Consider the following 18,957-nt stretch of genomic DNA (forward strand, 5'->3'; position numbering starts at 1 on the left):
ACAATCACTCCGCCGCTTCGCGGTGAACCTCGATCCCCGCCAGATATTTTTCCGCCTCGAGCGCGGCCATGCAGCCGAGCCCGGCCGCCGTCACCGCCTGGCGGTAGATGTCGTCGGTCACGTCGCCGGCGGCGAACACGCCCGGCATGTCGGTGCGGGTCGAATCCGGCGCCGTCCACAGATAGCCGTTCGGCTTCTGCTTCAGCTTGCCGGCAAACAGCTCGACCGCCGGCGCGTGGCCGATCGCCACGAACACGCCGTCGACCACCAGATGCATCTCCTGCCCGGTCACCACGTTGCGCAGCTTCAGCCCTTCGACCGAAGGCGGCAGCGGCGCCTTGCCGGGCCTGCCGGTGATCTCGTCGATCACCGTGTCCCAGATGACGCGGATATTATCTTTCCGCAGCAGCCGCTCGCGCAGGATGCGCTCGGCGCGGAAATCGCTGCGCCTGTGGATGACGGTGACGCTCTTGGCCAGGTTGGAGAGATAGAGCGCTTCCTCCACCGCCGAATTGCCGCCGCCGATCACCGCGACATCCTTGCCGCGATAGAAGAAGCCGTCGCAGGTGGCGCAGGCCGAAACGCCAAATCCCATGAAGGTGTGTTCGCTCGGGATGCCCAGCCATTTCGCCTGCGCGCCGGTGGCGATGATCAGCGCGTCGGCGGTATAGATCGTGCCGGTATCGCCCTTGGCGCGGAACGGCCGCACGTTGAGGTCGACTTCGGTGATGATGTCGTTGACGATATCGGTGCCGACATGCTCGGCCTGCCTGAGCATTTCGCTCATTAGCCATGGACCCTGGATCGGTTCGGCGAAGCCCGGATAGTTTTCGACATCGGTGGTGATCATCAGTTGCCCGCCCTGCTGCAGGCCGGCGACCAGCATCGGCTTGAGCATGGCGCGGGCGGCATAGATCGCCGCCGTATAGCCGGCGGGGCCGGAGCCGATGATGAGAACAGGCGCGTGCTTGGTGATCATGAAAAACCTCTGCGGGGAGCAGCCATGGATTGTGGCATGAACTCTCGTCGATTGTTGCGCGTAATGTAAGTGTTGCCTGCGACGCCAGCAAGGCAAGTTGCCGTTCGTCCCCGGAAAGCTTCGGCGCCGGCGACGGCGACAAGCAACCCGCAGCAAGATGATGCGAAAATCCTCGATCCAGCGGATGGAATAGACAGCAAAGTCGTTTAATTACAAAGTCGCGAAAGATTCTTTCGCGTCACCACGGAAGCCACCATGCCGATCAAGGCCGATCTCGATGCCATCGACTGGAAGATCCTGCGCGAGCTTCAGCAGGACGGACGCATGACCAATGTCGAACTGTCGAGCCGCGTCGGCATTTCGGCGCCGCCGTGCCTGCGCCGCGTCAGGCGGCTGGAAGAGGCCGGCATCATCCGCGGCTACCGCGCTTTGCTCAACGCTCCGGCGCTCGGCCTCGACGTCGTCGCCTTCTGCCTGATCGGCCTGCATCACCAGGCCGACGCCGAACTCAAGACCTTCGCCGAGCGCACCCGCGGCTGGCCGATCGTGCGCGATGCCTGGATGGTGTCCGGCGAGTCCGACTTCCTGCTGCATTGCGTGGCGAGCGATCTCGGCACCTTCCAGACCTTCGTCATCGAGGAACTGGCCTCGGCCTCCAATGTCGACACGGTGCGAACCGCGCTGACCATCCGCCGGGTCAAAGACGAAGGGCTGGTGGCGTTTTCGGCTTAAGAGAGCAGGTAAAGCGGCTGCGAAACAAAAACCCGGAAACAAAAAACCCGCCTCGGCGGGCGGGATCGTCGGTGGAAATCATCACCATACCCAAATTAGTAGCATAGCTGCCGGCACAAAGCAAGAACAAAATGTGGCTATGCGTCAAATAATAATCACTACAGGCTAGCGCTGCCCCTCACCCTTACCCTCTCCCGTGAAGGACGGGGAGAGGGGTCGCCAGCGTTGCGGCTAGTCCCTTCTCCCCGTTGACATTTGATGGCCTCTACCCGGCCTGGCGCAATCACCCTGCGTCGCAGAGGCGCGTTTCGACCATTTCGCACAAATGGTGGTAGAGGCACAAATGCCCCTGCTGGATGATCGGCGTCGAGGTCGAGGGTACGTTGAGCAGGATGTCGGATAGCGGCTTCAGCTTGCCGCCGGTGTCGCCGGTCAGGCTGATCACCGTCATGCCCATCATGCGCGCCTGTTGGGCGGCGGCGAGGATGCTTGGCGAATTGCCGCTGGTCGAGATGGCGAGCAGCACGGCGCCCGCCGAACCATGCGCCTCGACCTGGCGCGCAAACACCGTGTCGAAGCCGTAATCATTGCCCCAGGCGGTCAGCACCGCCGCGTTGGCCGGCAGCGCGATGACGTTGTAGGCCTTGCGCTCCCTGAGGAAGCGGCCGACCAGCTCGCCGGCGATGTGGATGGCGTCGCTGGCCGAGCCGCCATTGCCGGCTATCAGCAGCGCCTTGCCCTGCGAAAGCGCGGCGACGACGGCGCTGACCGCCCGCTCCATCTCGCTGGTCAGGTCGCGCTCGACCATCGCCGAAATCGCGGCCGCCGAGCGGGCCAGGTAATCGTTCAGTTCGGACATGAAACCCTCAGTTCCCGGCGCGCAATCTGCCGATAGTGCCGGTCGTGCTCTTGCCGGCGACGAGGTCGACCAGCACGACGCGCCCGCCGGCCTTCTGCACGACATCGGCGCCAACCACCTGATCGACCGTATAGTCGGCGCCCTTGACCAGTATGTCGGGGCTCAGCGCCTCGATCAGCGAAAGCGGCGTATCCTCCTCGAAGATGACGACGGCGTCGACCGAGGCAAGTGCTGCCAGCACGCAGGCCCGGTCATGCTGGTCGTTGACCGGGCGCCCCGGCCCTTTCAGCCGGCGCACCGAGGCATCGCTGTTGAGGCCGAGCACCAGCCGGTCGCACTGGCTGCGCGCCGCATGCAACAGGCTGACATGGCCGGCATGCAGGATATCGAAACAGCCATTGGTGAAGCCGACGCTCAAGCCCTCGTCTTTCCAGCCCGCCACCAGCCGCGCGGCGGCGGCGGCATCGAGGATCGCATCCAAGTGGGCGACCGGACCATGCGAGCGAAACAGCGCACCGGTGAGTTCCTCGATCGTCAGCCGCGCCGTGCCGCGCTTGCCGACGACAACACCGCCGGCGGCGTTGGCGATCGATCCGGCCATGACACGATCCGCCCCTGCTGCAAGAGCCAGCGCGAAGGTCGCGATCACCGTGTCGCCGGCGCCCGAAACGTCGAACACTTCGCGCGCCTGCGTGGCGATATGGCGGGCGTCGTCCGCACCGATGACGCTCATGCCCTTTTCGCTGCGCGTCGCGACGACGAAATCGAAACCGTGCGCCGAAATCAGCTGGCGTGCCGCCGCCTCGATTTCGTCGTCGGCAAATACTGCGCGGCCGACCGCCTCGCCGAGTTCCTTGCGGTTGGGCGTGATTGCCGTCGCGCCGGCATAACGCGCATAGTCGCGGCCCTTAGGGTCGACCAGCACCGGCTTGCCCGCTTCCCGACAGATCGAGATCAGCTCGCCGGCGACGCCGTCGAGCAGCACGCCCTTGCCATAGTCGGACAGGATGACGATGTCGGCGCGTGCCAGCGCTTCGCGAAAATGCTCGACCAATGTCGCGCGCTCGGCATCGCCCAGCGGCTTGATTTCCTCTTCGTCGAAACGCAGCACCTGCTGGTTGAGCGCGCTGAATCGGCTTTTGGACGACGTCATGCGATCGACATCCTGCGCCAGCCCGCCGGTGTCGACGCGAAATTCGCCGAGCATGCGCATGAGGTTCTTGCCGGCCTCGTCAGCGCCGATCACCGAGACCGGTATCACGGCAGCGCCGAGCGAAACGATGTTGGCGACGACATTGCCGGCGCCGCCCATCGCCAGCGTTTCGCCGCGCCCGTGCAGCACGGGGATCGGCGCTTCCGGCGAAATGCGCTCGATCACGCCGTTGACGAAACGGTCGAGGATGAAATCGCCGACCACCAGCACGGTGGCGCCGCCGAAGCGCGAGATGGCGCGGTGAAGAGGTTCGGGAGAGGGCAGCTTGATCATGTCAACGCGTGGGAGGGCCGATTTTCGGTGACGGGAAATTCGATTGGCAGGGCCGGCCGTTCATGGCGATGCCGATATACCGCAATTTCAGCCGACGCAACGGCAGGCCTTCGACCGATCGCCGCGGCGAGACAGTGCGTCAGCTTTTCTGCAACGCGACATGCACGCCCAGCCCAACAAGCATCGTACCGCCGGCGCGCCGCATCAGGCGCTGCGCCCGGCTCGACTGCCGCAGCCTGGCGATCACCGCGCCGGCCAGCACCACGCAAACAATGTCGGCCGACGAGAACATCAAATTGACGATCGTTCCAAGCACGACGAACTGCAGCCAGACCGGAAACGCTGCCGAGGCATCGATGAATTGCGGCAGGAACGCCATGAAGAAAATCGCCGTTTTCGGGTTGAGCACCTCGACGGCAACGCTCTCGAAAAACGCGCGGCGGGCGGATTTCGGCTGAATTCCCGGCAAGACAACGTCGCCTTGCGCCTTGGCGCGAAACAAAGAAACACCGAGCCAGATCAGATACAGCGCACCGACCAGCTTGACCGCCATGTAAAGCACCGGCACGGCATGGAAAAGCACCGACAGGCCGACGGCGGCGGCGAAGACATGAACGTAACCGCCGAGATGGATGCCGAGCGCCGCCATCAGCCCGGACCAGCGGCCGCGCGCCATGGTTTGCGCGGCGGCATAGAGCATGGCGGGACCGGGGATATAGGCGAAGATCGCCGTGGTGGCGAAAAAGGCGACAAGCAGTTCGGTTGACGGCATTACCTTGCTCCTGTCACGCTTCGCCGGTGGTCACCGACTGAAGCGAGAGCTTTGCGGCGGCACTGTGGCGCTCATCCGGCCGCCCCGCCACCTGCTTTGTCGACAGCCCGGCCCGCCTCCCCTATAAGGCCAGAATCCCACAAGGGCTACAACCGGCACAAGGTACCAGAGGCTTTCATGATCATCGTCACGGGCGGCGCCGGCATGATCGGTTCCAACATCGTCGCCGCGCTCAACGCCGACGGTTTCAGCGACATCCTCGTCGTCGACGACCTCACCGACGGCCACAAGATCGCCAACCTCGCCGATCTCGAGATCGCCGATTATCTCGACAAGGACGATTTTCTGGCGCGGATGGAGGCCGGCGACCTCGGCCGCATCGAGGCGGTTTTCCACCAGGGTGCCTGCTCGACCACCACCGAATGGAACGGCAAGTTCATGATGGAGGTCAACTACACCTATTCGAAGCGCCTGCTGCACGCCTGCCTGGCCCTGCGCGTGCCGTTTCTCTATGCCTCCTCCGCTTCCGTCTATGGCGGCGGCGCCGAATTCCGCGAGGAGCCGCAATACGAACGCCCGCTCAACGTCTATGCCTATTCGAAAAAGCTGTTCGACGACTATGTCCGCCGCACTGTCTTCGATACCGACCACTCGCCGGTGGCGGGCCTGCGTTATTTCAACGTCTACGGACCGCGCGAGGCGCATAAGGGCGCCATGGCCTCGGTCGCCTTCCATCTGTTCAACCAGGTCGAGCAAGGCCAGAACCCGAAGCTGTTCGGCGCCTATGGTGGTTTCGGGCCCGGCGAGCAGAGCCGCGACTTCATCCATGTCGGCGATGTCGCCGACGTCAATCTGTGGCTGTGGAAACGCGGCTCGAGCGGCATCTTCAACTGCGGCACAGGCAAGGCTCAGCCGTTCCGCGCCATTGCCGAAACGGTGATCGATACGCTCGGCCAAGGCCAGATCGAGTTCATCGAGTTTCCCGACCACCTCAAGGGCAGCTACCAGAGCTTTACGCAAGCTGATATGTCCCGCTTGCGCGCAGCCGGTTACAATGGCCAGTTCCGCACAGTGGAAACCGGCGTCAGAGACTATGTCGAATGGCTGAAAGCCCAACGATCCTCGTGATCGGCCCACGCTGGGTGGGCGACATGGTGATGGCGCAGTGCCTGTTCCAGGCGCTGAGGGAGCTTCATCCGAACGCCGCCATCGACGTGCTGGCGCCGGCCTGGGCAGCACCGCTGGTCAAGCGCATGCCCGAAATCCGCCAGCAGATCGACCTGCCGCTGCAATCCGGCGCGTTCGAATTCCGCGTCCGAAGGCGCTTCGGCCGCCTGCTGCGCGGCCGCTACGACATGGCCTTTGTCCTGCCGGGAAGCTGGAAGTCGGCGCTGATCCCGTTCTTTGCCGGCATTCCGCGCCGTGTCGGCCATCTCAAGGAAATGCGCTACGGGCTACTGACCGACATCGTGCCCTTGCCCGATCGCCTGAAACGGCGCACCGCGCAGGCCTATTTCAGCCTTGCCCGTGGTGGCGCCTTCCAGGCGCCGAAGCTCGCCGTCGATCAAGCCAGCCAGGCGGCACTGCTCAGCCGTTTCGGGCTGACAGCGGGGAAATTCGTGGCAGTCATGCCCGGCGCAGAATTCGGCCCGGCCAAGCGCTGGCCGAGCGAACACTATGCCGGCCTTGCCCGTGAGATGATGGCGAAAGGGTTTGGCGTCGCGCTGTTCGGGTCGAAGAACGACGCTGGGGTGACGGCTGAAATCGCCGCGCTGGCTCCGGGCGCCGTCGATCTTGCCGGCCAGACGCGGCTCGAGGATGCCATCGACCTGATCGCGGCGGCGAGGCTCGCCGTCTCCAACGACAGCGGGCTGATGCATGTCGCCGCCGCCGTCGGCACGCCGGTAGTCGCCGTCTACGGCTCGACCTCGCCGCAGAACACGCCGCCGCTCGCCGAGCGCCGCGAACTGGTCTGGCTCGGCCTGTCCTGTTCGCCCTGCCACAAAAAAATCTGCCCGCTCGGTCATCTCAACTGCCTGAAGACGCTGGAGGTCGAACGCGTCGTGGCGGCGGCGGAGCGGCTGCTGGAAATGCCGGCCGCCGCATGAAGGTGCTGATCGTCAAGACATCGTCCATGGGCGACGTCATCCACACCTTCCCGGCGATCGAGGACGCGCGCCGCGCTCGGCAGGATATCTCCTTCGACTGGTGTGTCGAAGAGGCATTTGCCGGGATCGTGGCGCTGCATCCAGCCATCCAAACCATCCACAGCGTGGCGATCCGGCGCTGGCGCAGGAAGCTGCTCGAGCCCGGCACATGGCGGGAAGTGGTCGGCTTGCGCCGCGCCTTGCGCGCGTCCCGCTACGACCTCGTCCTCGATGCGCAAGGCTTGCTGAAATCGGCGCTGGTGGCGCGGCTGGCGGCAGCACCGATCGCCGGCTTCGATCGGTCGAGCGCTCGGGAGCCGTCGGCGACCTTGTTCTACGACCACCGGTATCCCGTGCCGCGCGGCCTGCACGCCATCGAGCGCACGAGACGCCTGTTCGGCCTGGCGCTCGGCTACGAGCCGGATTTTTCCCGGCTTGACTCCGGCATAGCGCCGCCGGCCGCAAGATCGACTTTTGTCGGCGAAAAGACCGCCTTCCTGCTGCACGGCACCAGCCGCGAGGACAAGAAATGGCCGGTCGCGGACTGGATCGAAACCGCTCGCCTGCTGGTGAACATGGGAATGACGCCAGTCACCACCTGGTCGAACGACCGGGAACAGGCGGTTGCCGAGGCGATCGCCCGCGCCATTTCACAAACCGTGGTGGTTCCCAGGTCGCCGCTAGCCGAGATCGCCGCCGTTATCGGCGGCTCGGCGCTGGTCATCGGCGCCGACACCGGCCTGACCCATCTCGCCAGCGCTTTCGGCCTGCCGACGGTGGCGATATTCCTCGCTACCGAGCCTGGCCTGACCGGCCCGCGCGGGCCATTCTCATCGACGCTGCTGGCCAGGCCCGGCCACAGCGTCACGCCGCCGGAGGTGATGGCGGAAGCCGAAAGGCTTGTGGAGCGCCAGACGCTTGGTCAGGCCGGTGGCCGCTGATTTGCTCAATCAATTCAATCGGAAAGGTCAGCGCTGCCCCTTCCCTTCTCCCCCTGTGGGAGAAGGTGGATTGGCGCGCAGCGCCAAGACGGATGAGGGGTGTTGGACGGAGTGCGGAGGGAGCCAAGCTGGAACACCCCTCATCCGACCTCGCTTCGCGAGGCCACCTTCTCCCACAAGGGGAGAAGGCAGAGCAGCGCCAATCCCCTAGATAAATTGCACCTGGACGATCTCGTAGCCCCTGGCGCCGCCCGGTGCGTTGACCTCGATGGCATCGCCGACTTCCTTGCCGATCAGGGCGCGCGCGATCGGCGAGGAGATCGAGATGCGGCCGGACTTCACGTCGGCTTCCTGGTCGCCGACGATCTGGTAGGTCTTTTTCTCCTCGGTATCCTCGTCGACCAGCACCACGGTGGCGCCGAACTTGACCTTGTCGCCGCTGAGCTTGGTGACGTCGATCACCTCGGCCCGCGCGATCAGGTCCTCGAGTTCGTTGACCCGGCCCTCATTGAGGCTCTGTGCCTCTTTTGCCGCGTGATATTCGGCATTTTCGGAGAGGTCGCCATGCGAGCGCGCTTCGGAAATCGCCTCGATGATACGCGGCCGCTCCTGTTGCTGGCGCCAGCGCAGTTCTTCCTTCAATGACGCGAACCCCTCGCCTGTCATCGGGACCTTGTTCATAATGCCTGACCTTTCCTGCCGCCGCCCCCGCAATCGGGAGCGACCTTGTCGATGGTACAAAAAGAAAACGGTCCGGCAGCCTCGGGCTAACGGAACCGTGTCACCACAATTTCGCAAGATATAGCAATCTTCGCGGGTTTTTCACGTCCAAAAAGTCGGTTTTTGAAAAATCATCCACCGATTGCGCGGCTGACCCCACGTCAAGCGGGGGTTTCCAAGATCGTATCGTGTACCGTGATGCCAAATCTCGGTTGTGGCCAACATGTGCAGCACAGCAAAAAACCGGCTGCGATCGCTCACAGCCGGTTATGAGGAGCGTTCCGGAGGATCAGCTCCTCATGAAATGATCGATCTGCTCCGACAGCATGCCGTATTCGCGAGACCCCTTGCCCGTGCGCTTCTCGATCTCGCGGAGCTGTTCCTGGGCGCCGGCAAGATCGCCGATCTGCAGGTGCGCCTCGCCGAGATATTCGCGCACCAGCGTGTAATTCGGGTCGATGCGCAGCGCTTCCTCGTAATAGCCGAGGCCGACGGTGACGCGTCCGGAATGGCGGTGCGAATAGCCGAGATAGTTGAGGATGCGCGGATCCTGCTTGTTGGCGGCGAGGCTGAGCACGGCGATCGCCTCGTCGTAGCGTCCATCCATCGCCAGCGCGCGACCGGCATCGTAGATGCTGTCGTCGTCCAGCATGCCTTGCTTCGGCGAGACGCATTTCTTCTGTTTCTTGTCCCACGCCTCCCCCTTCTTGCACTGGGACTGGCCGCCGCCGCCGCCATTGCCGCCGCCGCCGCCACCACCACCTCCCCCGCCTTCACCAGCCGAAAACGCCGGAGCCGCAATCAGCGGCAGGGCGGCGATGGCCATGGCGTAAATCAGCAATCGTCTGCGCATCGAATTCTCCTTTGAACCTGACAATGCAACACTAACGCCGGCCCAACGCCGTTTCGTCCCGGAAAATGTCATCCTATCTCAAAACCGCGATCTCTCCCAGCAAGGCCATCTTATCCGGGAAGAGAGGGCATCGGAAATCATGCTTCACGATCAACGCCGCCGCGCAAGATAATGTGACGAGCGCTGCAAATCCGCTATCATCGGGCCGACCGAGCACGAAGCAGGGAGACGGCCGGTGCAGCAACGCGTTGAACGAGACTGGGAGCTTTCGATCGGTCCCGACACCGTGCGCCTGTTCATCCTGAAGGCGAAGGCGCTCAGCGCCGCCGTCAACGAAGACTATGCCGACGGCGCCGAGCACGAGGTAGAGCTCGACGGCAACGCGCACGACAACCACCATCATGACGGCCTTGCCGAGGAAAGCTCCGAAGATCTCACCGAAGAAGAACTGCGCGAGCTGATCGACGATCTCAATGTCGACGAAGCGGCCGAACTGATTGCGTTGGCCTGGGTCGGCCGCGGCGACTATGACGCGACGGAATGGACGGACGCGCTGTCCGCCGCCCGCGAGCGCGCCAACAAGCGCACGGCAAAATATCTGCTCGGCATGCCGCTGCTGGCGGACTGGCTCGAGGAAGGCTTGGAAGCGATCGGCGCGTGACGGCGCGGTTACCGATTGTGATCGGCCGCCCCCCTCGCTCAAGGCAACTTCCCTGCATTCTGGCCGTTGCGACGTAATGGCGGCGTTTGGCTTTTTCAGATTGGGCAGATTGCTGCTGGCCGTTGCGGCTACGCCGCTGGCGGGACCCGTTTTAGCCAAGGCACCCGACCTACCGCAAACTGCACCAGTTCCGCAGCTCAACCAGCAAGTCACTCCGCCGCCACCAACCGAGATCCCGGTCCCCGAACCGCGCCCGGAGGATGCTCCGGAGCCGCCGGCGATTGCACCGCAGCCGCCCGAAAAGCCGGCACGGGCTGAGCCGCCGGCAGGCCCACCAGGCGCGCCACCAAACCCGGCCGAGGCAGACGAGAAGGCGGAGCAAAAAATCCTTCCTGATCCTCGATCGGCCGCCATTGCCGGGAGAGAAATGCCGGCCGAGGAATTGGCCTGCCGCAGGCGGCTGAAGTCGATGGGCGTCGATTTCGAGGAGCGCAAGCCAGAGCATGATACGTCAGTCGGTTGCTCGATCCCCTACCCGATCGCGCTGAAGACGCTCGGCAAATCCATCGCCATCGGCCCGGAGCCCGAGCTGAATTGCCAGATGGCGGAAGCGGCCGCCCGCTTTGCTGCGTCCGTCATCCAGCCTGCCGCAAAGGCCGAGTTCGGCGCGGATATTAAATCGATCGGCCAGGCCTCCGCCTTTGTCTGCCGGTCGCGCAATGGCGGCGGCAAATTGTCGGAGCACGCCTTCGGCAACGCGCTCGACATCGCCAGCTTCAAGCTTTCGGACGGGAAGGAGATCGATGTCGGCCCGGCGCCGCCGGAAAAGGACGCGAAATTCCTGAACGCAGTGCGCAAGGCAGCCTGCGGACCGTTCAAGACCGTGCTTGGCCCCGGCAGCGACGCCGATCATTCGCAGCATCTCCACTTCGACCTCGAACCGCGCCGCAACGGTGGTACGTTTTGCCAGTGACCTTAGCCTATGGGGGCGCCGCAATTTGGCCGCAGGCGTGAACGGCGCCGCTGATTTTTCCTTTACTCTTCAGGTTTAGAGTCTGTGCCATCTGGGGACAGGAACCCTTCCGATGGCCGGGCTATTTCGCGCTGCGCTTGCCGCTGTGCGGCACACAGAATGCGCGCGCATAGCCGGCAGGCTTGCCGCCCTGCTTGCCATTGCGGCGGTCTCGGCCTGCAATACCGGCAGCGTGCTGTCGCTGCAGCCGGCCGTCGATGTCGGCAGCCAGACCGCTGCCGTCCCGCCCAATTCCGACCCGCAATATTCCGGCGCGCAAGATTCCGGGCCGCAATATTCGGGTATGCAGCGCCTCGTCCCGTCCAATCCCTTTATGACGGCCGCCTATCCGCGCCTGGACAACCCGATGTCGCCGGCCGAACAGATGCCGGCCACAGAGATCGATTGCCGCAAGGAATTGAAACGCCTCGGCGTCGTCTACACCGACGTTGCGCCGATCCATGAAGGCCAGTGCGGGATCGACTATCCGGTCAAGGTCTCGGCCATCGGCAGTGTCGAGATGAAGCCGGCCGCGACGCTGACCTGCGACATGGCCGCCACCTTTGCCGGCTGGACCAGGAACGAACTCGTGCCGTCGGCCCGCTGGCGCTATTTCTCAGGCGTCAAGACCATCCACCAGGGCTCGAGCTATTCCTGCCGCAGGATTGCCGGCGAAGGTGTTTTGTCGGAACACGGCAAGGGCAATGCGCTCGACGTGATGAGCATCGAACTCAACAATGGCGACGATATCGACGTCCGCAAGCCCGGCCTGTTCGCCTTCCGCACCCGCGGCTTCCTCAACAATGTCCGCGCCGACGGCTGCCAGTATTTCACCACCGTGCTCGGCCCCGGCTACAATTACGATCACCGCAACCATTTCCATTTCGACATCAAGAACCGCAAGAACGGCTATCGCGCCTGCCGCTGATTGCAGCCCCTGCCCAAGACTTGCTGCGCCGGTTAAGATGGTGCGCAGACGCTTGGGTGGTGCCTCTTGAGCCAACGAAGCCTGCGACGACGTGCAACGACCTGGCTGGTGGCATGCTGTGCCGCCTATCTTTCGCTCGCCTATTTCGCCGCGCCTGAGTTCTGGACGTTGCGGGACCGCAATTTTCGCAATCAGCAATTCGAGATGGTGACGCACACGCCGCAAGGCATTCCGGGCGATCCGATCAATGTCGGCCTTGTCGGCACCAAGAAGGAGCTTGTCCATGCTTTTGCCGTCGCCGGCTGGGATACGGCAGACGCCATCACGCTGAAGACGGCCATCGAAATCGGCGAAAGCGTGCTGTTTGACCGCCCCTATCCCGACGCGCCGGTCAGCCGGCTGCTGTTCGAAGGCCGCGCCCAGGACCTCGCCTTCGAAAAGCCGGTCGGTGACAGCGCCGACCGGCGCCACCATGTCCGCTTCTGGCAGACCGATGCGACCGGAGACGACGGCCGGCCGCTCTGGCTCGGCTCGGCAAGCTTCGACCGCGGCGTCGGCCTCAGCCATGACACCGGCGCGATCACTCATCACATCGGCCCCGACATCGACGCCGAGCGCGATGGGCTGATGCGCGACCTCTCCGCCGCCGGCATGCTGATCTCGACCAGCGAGATACCAGGCGTCGGCGCCACAAAGGCCGGGCGCAACGGCGAAGGCGATCCCTATTTCACCGACGGCAAGACCATCATCGGCGTCCTGCTGCAACTGCCGTAGGCGCGCGATCAGCCTTCCCGTCTGACAGCCATTTCGTCCCGACGGGGTCAGGGCATGGTGATCACGATCTTGCCGAACGGTCCCGTCTCCAGACGCTCAAATGCCTGCGGCACCTCGTCGAAGCCAAACACCTTGTCGATTACCGGCTTGATGGCAAGCGTCTCGATCGCCTGGTTCATTCGCTCGAAAGCGCGACGGTGGCCGATCGATATGCCTTGTACGACGATCCGGTTGCGCAGGAACGGAATGATCGGGAAGCTGAGTTCCATGCTGCCGAGAAGGCCGATAACCGACAGCCTGCCGTCGGCACCCAGCGCATTGAGCGAGCGCCGCGCATTGTCGCCGCCGACCATTTCCAGCACATGGCTGACGCCGGCCCCGTTTGTCAGTTCGCGCGCCGCCTCGTCCCATGCCGGCTGGCTGCGATAATTGATCCTCTTCCAGGCGCCGAGCGCCTTCGCCCGCTCGAGCTTCTCGTCGCTGCTCGAGGTGATGATGGTGCGCAGGCCGAAGGCGGCGGCAAATTGCAGCGCAAACAGCGACACGCCGCCGGTGCCTTGGATGAGAACGGTTTCGCCCGGGATCGACTTGGCCGCCTCGACCAGCGCGAACCACGCCGTCAGCGCCGCAATCGGCAGCGTCGATGCCTCGACGTCGCTGAGCGACGGCGGCGCCGCCACGGCGGCATCCTCATGAAAAAGCACATGCTCGGACAGCATGCCGGGCAGTGACGAACCAAGCGTATGCTTGTGCAGCACCGGCGGGGCGTCGCCGTCCGGCCAGTCGGCGATCACCTGGCCGAGCACGCGCTGCCCGATGCCGAAGCGGCTGACTTCGCTGCCGGTGACGACTACTTCGCCTACCGCGTCCGATGTCGGCACGAACGGAAAGCTGAGGTCCGGTATCAGCACGCCATCGACGATCATCCTGTCCTTGTAATTCAGCGATACCGCTGTGACGCGTACCAGGAGATCATGCGGCCCGGGTTGGGGCAGCTTTCCATCAGCCGGCTTCAACCTGGACAGGCCGAAACCGTTCATCTGCCAGGATCTGTTTTCGGTGCTCATTTGGTTCGCGCTCCGTGGTTGATGATTGCGCGAGACATTTACGCCGTTTCACTATGGAGAAAAGTGCTTCCATGTGGCATGTTCTTCAACAGATTAAGGAGCAAAACTCTACAATAGGAGCGCTTCATTGGAATCGGCCAATTTGCAAGGCATCGTCGCATTCGTTCACGCGGTGGAGGCCGGCAGCTTCACCGGCGCTGGCGCACGGCTGCATGTCACCAAATCGGCGGTCGGCAAGTCGATCGCGCAGCTGGAACAGCGATTGGGCGTCCGCCTGCTCAACCGCACCACCCGCAGCCTCAGCCCGACCAGCGAGGGCCTGAGCTATTACGAAGCCTGCGTCAGGGCACTGGCCGAGATCGAAGCCGCCCGGTCGCTGTTGGCTTCCCGCAAGCAGGTGCCTTCCGGGCGGCTGCGCGTCGACCTGCCTTTGGCCTTCGGCCGGCGGTGCGTCGCCCCGCTGCTGTTCGACATTTCCAAAAAATTCCCGGACCTGACGATGGAAATCTCGTTCAACGACCGGCGCGTCGACCTGATCGAGGAAGGCATCGACCTGGCGGTGCGTATGGGCGACCTCGACGACAGCTTGTCGATCGCCGCGCGCCGCATCTATGCCCAAAGTTCGGCCATCTGCGCCGCCCCCGCCTATCTCGACGCCCATGGCAGGCCGCTATCGATCGAGGACCTGGCCAGGCACAGCCTCATCGGCTACGGCCGCGACGGCACGGTCCATCCCTGGACCGTCAGGCATGTCGACGGCCGTCTCGAAAAATTCGCGCCCAAGGCGCGGCTGGTGCTCGGCCATGGCGAACCGATGCTCGATGCGGTACTGGCCGGCTGCGGCATCGTCTATCTGCCGACATGGCTGACGGCCGACTGCATCAGGCGCGGCGAGCTCGAAATGGTTCTGTCGGACTGTCTTGTCGAAAACACCGTGGTGCATGCCATCTGGCCGGTAACACGCAATCTCGCGCCAAAGGTGCGCGTCGTCATCGACGCCCTGATCGAGCATTTTGCCGCGCCGCCCTGGGATGCGGCATGGGTGCCGCCTGATTGCCGGGCTCGCTAAATTTAAAAAGCGCGACCGTCCTATTTTCGAAAACCGCGCGGCAATGCTATGGACCCGGCATGCTTTATGCTGAAATTGCCATCGTGGTCGTCCTCATCTGCGTGAACGGCCTTCTGTCGATGTCCGAGCTCGCCATCGTCTCGTCGCGGCCGGCGCGCCTCAAGACGATGATCGACCGCAACGTCAAGGGCGCCGGCCGGGCCCTGGCGCTCGGCGCCAATCCGGGAAAATTCCTGTCCTCGGTGCAGATCGGCATCACTTTGGTCGGCGTCTTGTCCGGTGCCTTTTCCGGCGCCACGCTCGGCGAGCGGCTGGCCACCTCCCTGGCGTCGGCCGGCATCCGCGAAAGCCTCGCCGATCCGCTCGGCGTCGGCATCGTCGTCGCCCTCATCACCTATGGCTCGCTGATCATCGGCGAACTGGTGCCCAAGCAGATCGCATTGCGCGACCCCGAACGGGTAGCCGTCAGGGTCGCCCCGGCAATGACTATCCTCGCCAGCGTCTCGGCGCCGCTGGTCTTCCTGCTCGATTTTTCCGGCCGCGCCCTCCTGTGGCTGCTTGGCCAGCGCGGCCAGAGCGAGGATAAGGTCACCGACGAGGAGATCAAGATGCTGGTCGCCGAAGCCGAGCACCACGGCACCATCGAATCCGACGAACGGCGGATGATCGCCGGCGTCATGCGGCTCGGCGACCGTGCCGTGCGCGCGGTGATGACGCCGCGCACCGAGGTCGACTGGATCAATCTGCAATCCGACGAGGCGGCCATCAGGAAGCTGCTGATGGACACCCAGCATTCGCGCCTGCCGGCCGGCGACGGCGGCGTCGACGCCATGATCGGCGTCGTCCAGACCCGCGACGTGCTGGCCGCAATGCTCGGCGGCCGCGCTCTCGACCCGCGCCGGCACGTGCGCGCCGCGCCAATCGTGCATGACCAGGCCGACGCGCTGGACGTGCTTGCGACGCTGAAGGAATCCGACGTCCCGATGGCGCTGGTGCATGACGAATACGGCCATTTCGAAGGCATCGTCACCCCGGCCGACATACTGGAAGCGATCACCGGCGTCTTCCGTTCGGATCTCGACGCCGGCGACGAGGAAAACGCCGTCAAGCGCGAGGACGGCTCATGGCTGCTCGCCGGCTACATGCAGGCCGACGAGATGGCAGAGGTCCTCGGCATCGACCTGCCTGAGAGCCGCGACTACGAAACCGTCGCCGGCTATGTGCTGTCGCATTTGCACCATCTGCCGGCGACCGGCGAATGTGTCGACGCGCAAGGCTGGCGCTTCGAGGTCGTCGACCTCGACGGCCGCCGCATCGACAAGCTCATCGCCACCCGCCTGCCCGGCCGCCACCGCGAGGTCGTGCGGTAACGATCGACGCGACTTATGGGCTATATGCTCGCGGCGACACCGCTCGCACAGTCAAAGTTGATTGGGAATACCGCCTATGGTCGACCACCTTTTCGCCGACCCATATCTCGCTGCCGTCTACGACGCCTGGCACCCGAGATCTGCGCGCGACGACTATGATTTCTACCTGCCCCGCATTCTAACAGCAGACGCGGTGCTTGATGTCGGATGTGGAACGGGCACCCTCCTTCACGAGGCACGCCTGGCCGGACATTCAGGGCGGCTCTGCGGCATCGACCCAGCACCCGGCGTGTTGAATCGCGCACGAACGCGCGCGGATATCGAATGGGTTCTCGGCCATCTCCAATCGGCCGGCTGGACAGCCGAGTTTGATCTCATTGTGATGACGGGGCACGCATTCCAGGCCCTTGTCAGCGACGAAGACCTGAGGGATTTCATGGCGGCTGTCCGACACGCCCTTGTGCCAGGCGGATGCTTCGCGTTCGAAACGCGGAACCCTTCGGCGCGGGCGTGGGAGCACTGGACACCCGAAAATGCGGTCGTCGTTGAGCTGCCTGACGGGTCGCTGGTGCAGATCACAACAGAGGTGATCATGCCGTTCGATGGACAGACGGTGACATTCACCCACAGGTTCGGCGGAAAGCATCCGAGCCTTCCGCAAGTTAGTCGCAGCACCTTGCGATTCCTCGAGACGGACGCCTTATCGAGCCTGCTGGGGAACGCGGGGCTACGAATCGAACAGCAATTCGGCGGCTTTGACGGCAGCCCACTTGGCCCTTCGAGCCCAGAGATCATCACGTTCGCGACGAGATGAAAAGGAGCATCCGCTCTCCAGCCCTGCAAGCAACGACAACTCGCGGACCCATTGCGGACGTGGAGCCGTATTTCGCGGGGACTGCCGCCGACCGTAGGTCAGAGCCAAGCTTGGCAATCGCAGGGCTCAGCGATCAATCGATTGCCTCGATGCCTTGTGCCTTCAGCCGTTCGAGATGGTCCTTCATCTCTTTCAGCCGCTCGGGGGAGTGGCCCTGCCACTCGGTGACCTCGCCCGTGATCCTGAGCGGCTCGCGGCAGCGATAGGACTGCGTCGGATTGCCGGGAAATTTCTTGTCCGTAAGATTGGGGTCGTCCATGATCGGGCCGGTTGGTTCCACGATGTAGATCCTTTCGCGTCCGTCACCGGCGGCCAGTTCTGCACCCCAGATAGCCGCATCCAGAGTGCAGGTTAGATAGACCCAGGCTGCCTGCTTTCGCGCCCCGTAATTGGAGCTGTAACCGGCTTCGATCAGGTCTCCCGGTTTAAGGTCGGCCCGGGTGCCGTGGTAGAATTGGCGCGGGTCGTCGGTGGCTGTCATCGGCTCGCTACTCATCCTCGCTGTCTCAGGCGTCATGGTGTCGTGGTGCGCACTATTTCATGCACGTCATCGAATCAACCGTCTGTCCGTGCGGTTATCGGACGTCCCCCCATTCCGTCATCCCGCCCAAAGCACGCTTTCGGTCGGCTGCCGGTGCGGGTATTATCGGCGCACTGCATGTTACCGAGGTGGAAAATGGATCTGCAAGCCTTCAGGGATTCGATTGCAAAACCACAGCCGCCAGCCGGCTTGAGCCCTGCCCTGCAGGGGCTGTGGTGGGATGCAAAGGGCGATTGGGCTAAGGCGCACGAGTGCGCGCAGCAGCGCGACGATACGGCGGGCATGCACGTGCATGCCTATCTCCACCGCAAGGAAGGCGACCAGTCGAATGCGGAATATTGGTATCGCCGCAGCAACGCGGCGCCGTCGACCTTAACGCTTGACGAGGAATGGCAAGAGTTGGCACGTACACTTTTGCAGCAAAGCTGACGCTTGCTCAGTCATCGTAAAATAGCCGGTCCTGCATCCACTCTCCGGGGTTTCAGCTGGCGCCCTGTGGCTTGTCCCTGCCGTTCCATTCCGCATTGCGCGCCTGCGCCTCTTCGGCGATCAGCTTGAACTCCCGCATCTTCGCAGCTTCGATGGCGAATGCGCGGCTTGGCAGGACGCCAGGGTCCTCCTGACTGTTCTGAAACTGAAAACGGGCCTCCAGTTCGGCCCATATTCGCTCGGGTGCCGTATCCTTGCTGGCAAGCAGTGCAACGACCAGCGCCAGAGTCTCGCGCTGGGCGTTCAGCCGCCCTTCGATCTCTTCATTCGGCAATTCGGACATGCGGGTCGCTTCCGGTTTCTGGCTCAACGGCAAAATCGCACCCTTGTTCCGGAACTCGGGGCTGGCGCGGTCCGGCTGGGCAGCAGATGCTCGCAATCGCAATCGAGATGATCTCTCCTCCTCGATCCTGTTGACTCGGGCCGATGGCACTTCTCGCGCCGCTTGCGTCCAGCCTCTTCGAATGCAGCATGCGGACAAATCTTGAGAGCCTGAAGCGAATTCTCGAGACCGCAGCAGGTGATGCTTTGTTGCAGACTGACCCGCAGCCGACGCTCGGCGGTCTGTCCCGCAACGATCAAAGCCTGTCATCGAGAACGACCATAGGCTGCTGCGAGCACCGGAACAGCTGAGAAGCCTTGGCGTTGTTGGCATCTGGGATCTCGAGCGGACGCTATGAAAC

Annotated in this window: 21 protein-coding genes; 12 read left to right on the forward strand and 9 right to left on the reverse strand. The window is 63.7% G+C overall.

Features of this window, described 5'->3' with window-relative positions:
* Positions 1 to 4 precede the first annotated feature (4 nt).
* Positions 5 to 979, reverse strand: a complete 975-nt coding sequence (gene trxB, locus NKI67_RS08700) for a thioredoxin-disulfide reductase (RefSeq protein ID WP_352644991.1) — start codon at positions 977 to 979, stop codon at positions 5 to 7.
* 255 nt (positions 980 to 1,234) lie between these two features.
* Between trxB and NKI67_RS08705 the strand changes: the two genes are divergently transcribed.
* A complete protein-coding gene (locus tag NKI67_RS08705) occupies positions 1,235 to 1,711 on the forward strand; it encodes an Lrp/AsnC family transcriptional regulator (RefSeq protein WP_352644992.1) in 477 nt (158 codons plus the stop codon).
* Positions 1,712 to 1,994: 283 nt separating this feature from the next.
* Here NKI67_RS08705 and NKI67_RS08710 read toward each other — a convergent pair whose 3' ends face one another.
* The 3 genes from NKI67_RS08710 to NKI67_RS08720 form a co-directional block, all read right to left on the reverse strand.
* Positions 1,995 to 2,570 (reverse strand): D-sedoheptulose-7-phosphate isomerase, encoded by a 576-nt coding sequence (locus NKI67_RS08710; protein WP_023678348.1) that lies wholly within the window; start codon positions 2,568 to 2,570, stop codon positions 1,995 to 1,997.
* Positions 2,571 to 2,577: 7 nt separating this feature from the next.
* Complete coding sequence (gene rfaE1, locus NKI67_RS08715; protein WP_352644994.1) at positions 2,578 to 4,056, reverse strand: D-glycero-beta-D-manno-heptose-7-phosphate kinase; 1,479 nt, start codon at positions 4,054 to 4,056, stop codon at positions 2,578 to 2,580.
* A gap of 139 nt (positions 4,057 to 4,195) precedes the next feature.
* On the reverse strand, positions 4,196 to 4,828 hold the full coding sequence (locus NKI67_RS08720) for a LysE family translocator (protein WP_352567962.1): 633 nt from the start codon (positions 4,826 to 4,828) through the stop codon (positions 4,196 to 4,198).
* A 177-nt stretch (positions 4,829 to 5,005) separates the two neighbouring features.
* On the opposite strand from NKI67_RS08720, the gene rfaD reads away from it, so the two are divergent.
* The 3 genes from rfaD to waaC are packed head-to-tail and all read left to right on the forward strand — an operon-like array spanning position 5,006 to position 7,916.
* Complete coding sequence (gene rfaD, locus NKI67_RS08725) at positions 5,006 to 5,956, forward strand: ADP-glyceromanno-heptose 6-epimerase (protein WP_023678351.1); 951 nt, start codon at positions 5,006 to 5,008, stop codon at positions 5,954 to 5,956.
* Positions 5,929 to 6,936 (forward strand): lipopolysaccharide heptosyltransferase II, encoded by a 1,008-nt coding sequence (waaF, locus tag NKI67_RS08730; RefSeq protein ID WP_352644996.1) that lies wholly within the window; start codon positions 5,929 to 5,931, stop codon positions 6,934 to 6,936. Before rfaD ends, waaF begins: the two co-directional genes overlap by 28 nt.
* A complete protein-coding gene (gene waaC / locus NKI67_RS08735; protein WP_352644998.1) occupies positions 6,933 to 7,916 on the forward strand; it encodes a lipopolysaccharide heptosyltransferase I in 984 nt (327 codons plus the stop codon). The genes waaF and waaC overlap by 4 nt, the downstream gene beginning before the upstream one ends.
* A gap of 207 nt (positions 7,917 to 8,123) precedes the next feature.
* Here the strand turns inward: waaC and greA are convergent, their stop codons facing one another.
* Positions 8,124 to 8,597, reverse strand: coding sequence for a transcription elongation factor GreA (greA, locus tag NKI67_RS08740; protein WP_023719113.1), 474 nt, complete (start codon positions 8,595 to 8,597; stop codon positions 8,124 to 8,126).
* 328 nt (positions 8,598 to 8,925) lie between these two features.
* Complete coding sequence (locus NKI67_RS08745; RefSeq protein WP_352637193.1) at positions 8,926 to 9,489, reverse strand: tetratricopeptide repeat protein; 564 nt, start codon at positions 9,487 to 9,489, stop codon at positions 8,926 to 8,928.
* Positions 9,490 to 9,724: 235 nt separating this feature from the next.
* Between NKI67_RS08745 and NKI67_RS08750 the strand changes: the two genes are divergently transcribed.
* The 4 genes from NKI67_RS08750 (at position 9,725) to NKI67_RS08765 (ending at position 12,864) form a co-directional block, all read left to right on the forward strand.
* Positions 9,725 to 10,150 carry a DUF3775 domain-containing protein gene (locus tag NKI67_RS08750; RefSeq protein ID WP_023678354.1) on the forward strand — a complete coding sequence of 142 codons (426 nt, stop codon included), beginning with the start codon at positions 9,725 to 9,727 and terminating at the stop codon, positions 10,148 to 10,150.
* Positions 10,151 to 10,577: 427 nt separating this feature from the next.
* Positions 10,578 to 11,123: an extensin-like domain-containing protein gene (locus NKI67_RS33855; protein WP_023678355.1), complete on the forward strand. Its 546-nt coding sequence runs from the start codon at positions 10,578 to 10,580 to the stop codon at positions 11,121 to 11,123.
* A 112-nt stretch (positions 11,124 to 11,235) separates the two neighbouring features.
* Entirely contained in the window at positions 11,236 to 12,090 is an 855-nt protein-coding gene (locus NKI67_RS08760) for an extensin-like domain-containing protein (RefSeq protein WP_023678356.1), read from the forward strand.
* A 66-nt stretch (positions 12,091 to 12,156) separates the two neighbouring features.
* Entirely contained in the window at positions 12,157 to 12,864 is a 708-nt protein-coding gene (locus tag NKI67_RS08765) for an LssY C-terminal domain-containing protein (RefSeq protein WP_352567966.1), read from the forward strand.
* Positions 12,865 to 12,911: 47 nt separating this feature from the next.
* Here the strand turns inward: NKI67_RS08765 and NKI67_RS08770 are convergent, their stop codons facing one another.
* Positions 12,912 to 13,931 (reverse strand): zinc-dependent alcohol dehydrogenase family protein, encoded by a 1,020-nt coding sequence (locus NKI67_RS08770; protein ID WP_352645001.1) that lies wholly within the window; start codon positions 13,929 to 13,931, stop codon positions 12,912 to 12,914.
* A gap of 127 nt (positions 13,932 to 14,058) precedes the next feature.
* On the opposite strand from NKI67_RS08770, the gene NKI67_RS08775 reads away from it, so the two are divergent.
* The 3 genes from NKI67_RS08775 (at position 14,059) to NKI67_RS08785 (ending at position 17,184) form a co-directional block, all read left to right on the forward strand.
* The gene (locus NKI67_RS08775; protein ID WP_352645003.1) at positions 14,059 to 15,000 is read left to right on the forward strand and encodes a LysR family transcriptional regulator; all 942 of its coding nucleotides are present in this window, start codon (positions 14,059 to 14,061) and stop codon (positions 14,998 to 15,000) included.
* A 59-nt stretch (positions 15,001 to 15,059) separates the two neighbouring features.
* On the forward strand, positions 15,060 to 16,370 hold the full coding sequence (locus NKI67_RS08780) for a hemolysin family protein (RefSeq protein ID WP_352623125.1): 1,311 nt from the start codon (positions 15,060 to 15,062) through the stop codon (positions 16,368 to 16,370).
* Between the two features lie 76 nt (positions 16,371 to 16,446).
* Positions 16,447 to 17,184, forward strand: a complete 738-nt coding sequence (locus tag NKI67_RS08785; protein WP_352645005.1) for a class I SAM-dependent DNA methyltransferase — start codon at positions 16,447 to 16,449, stop codon at positions 17,182 to 17,184.
* A 133-nt stretch (positions 17,185 to 17,317) separates the two neighbouring features.
* Here the strand turns inward: NKI67_RS08785 and arr are convergent, their stop codons facing one another.
* Positions 17,318 to 17,740: an NAD(+)--rifampin ADP-ribosyltransferase gene (gene arr / locus NKI67_RS08790; RefSeq protein WP_352645007.1), complete on the reverse strand. Its 423-nt coding sequence runs from the start codon at positions 17,738 to 17,740 to the stop codon at positions 17,318 to 17,320.
* Positions 17,741 to 17,920: 180 nt separating this feature from the next.
* Between arr and NKI67_RS08795 the strand changes: the two genes are divergently transcribed.
* Positions 17,921 to 18,214 (forward strand): hypothetical protein, encoded by a 294-nt coding sequence (locus NKI67_RS08795; protein ID WP_352645009.1) that lies wholly within the window; start codon positions 17,921 to 17,923, stop codon positions 18,212 to 18,214.
* A gap of 52 nt (positions 18,215 to 18,266) precedes the next feature.
* Here NKI67_RS08795 and NKI67_RS08800 read toward each other — a convergent pair whose 3' ends face one another.
* Positions 18,267 to 18,557, reverse strand: a complete 291-nt coding sequence (locus NKI67_RS08800; RefSeq protein WP_352450454.1) for a hypothetical protein — start codon at positions 18,555 to 18,557, stop codon at positions 18,267 to 18,269.
* Between the last annotated feature and the right edge of the window lie 400 nt (positions 18,558 to 18,957).

Origin of the sequence: Mesorhizobium sp. M0408, from assembly GCF_040321495.1 — a bacterium.
Taxonomy (GTDB): Bacteria; Pseudomonadota; Alphaproteobacteria; order Rhizobiales; family Rhizobiaceae; genus Mesorhizobium.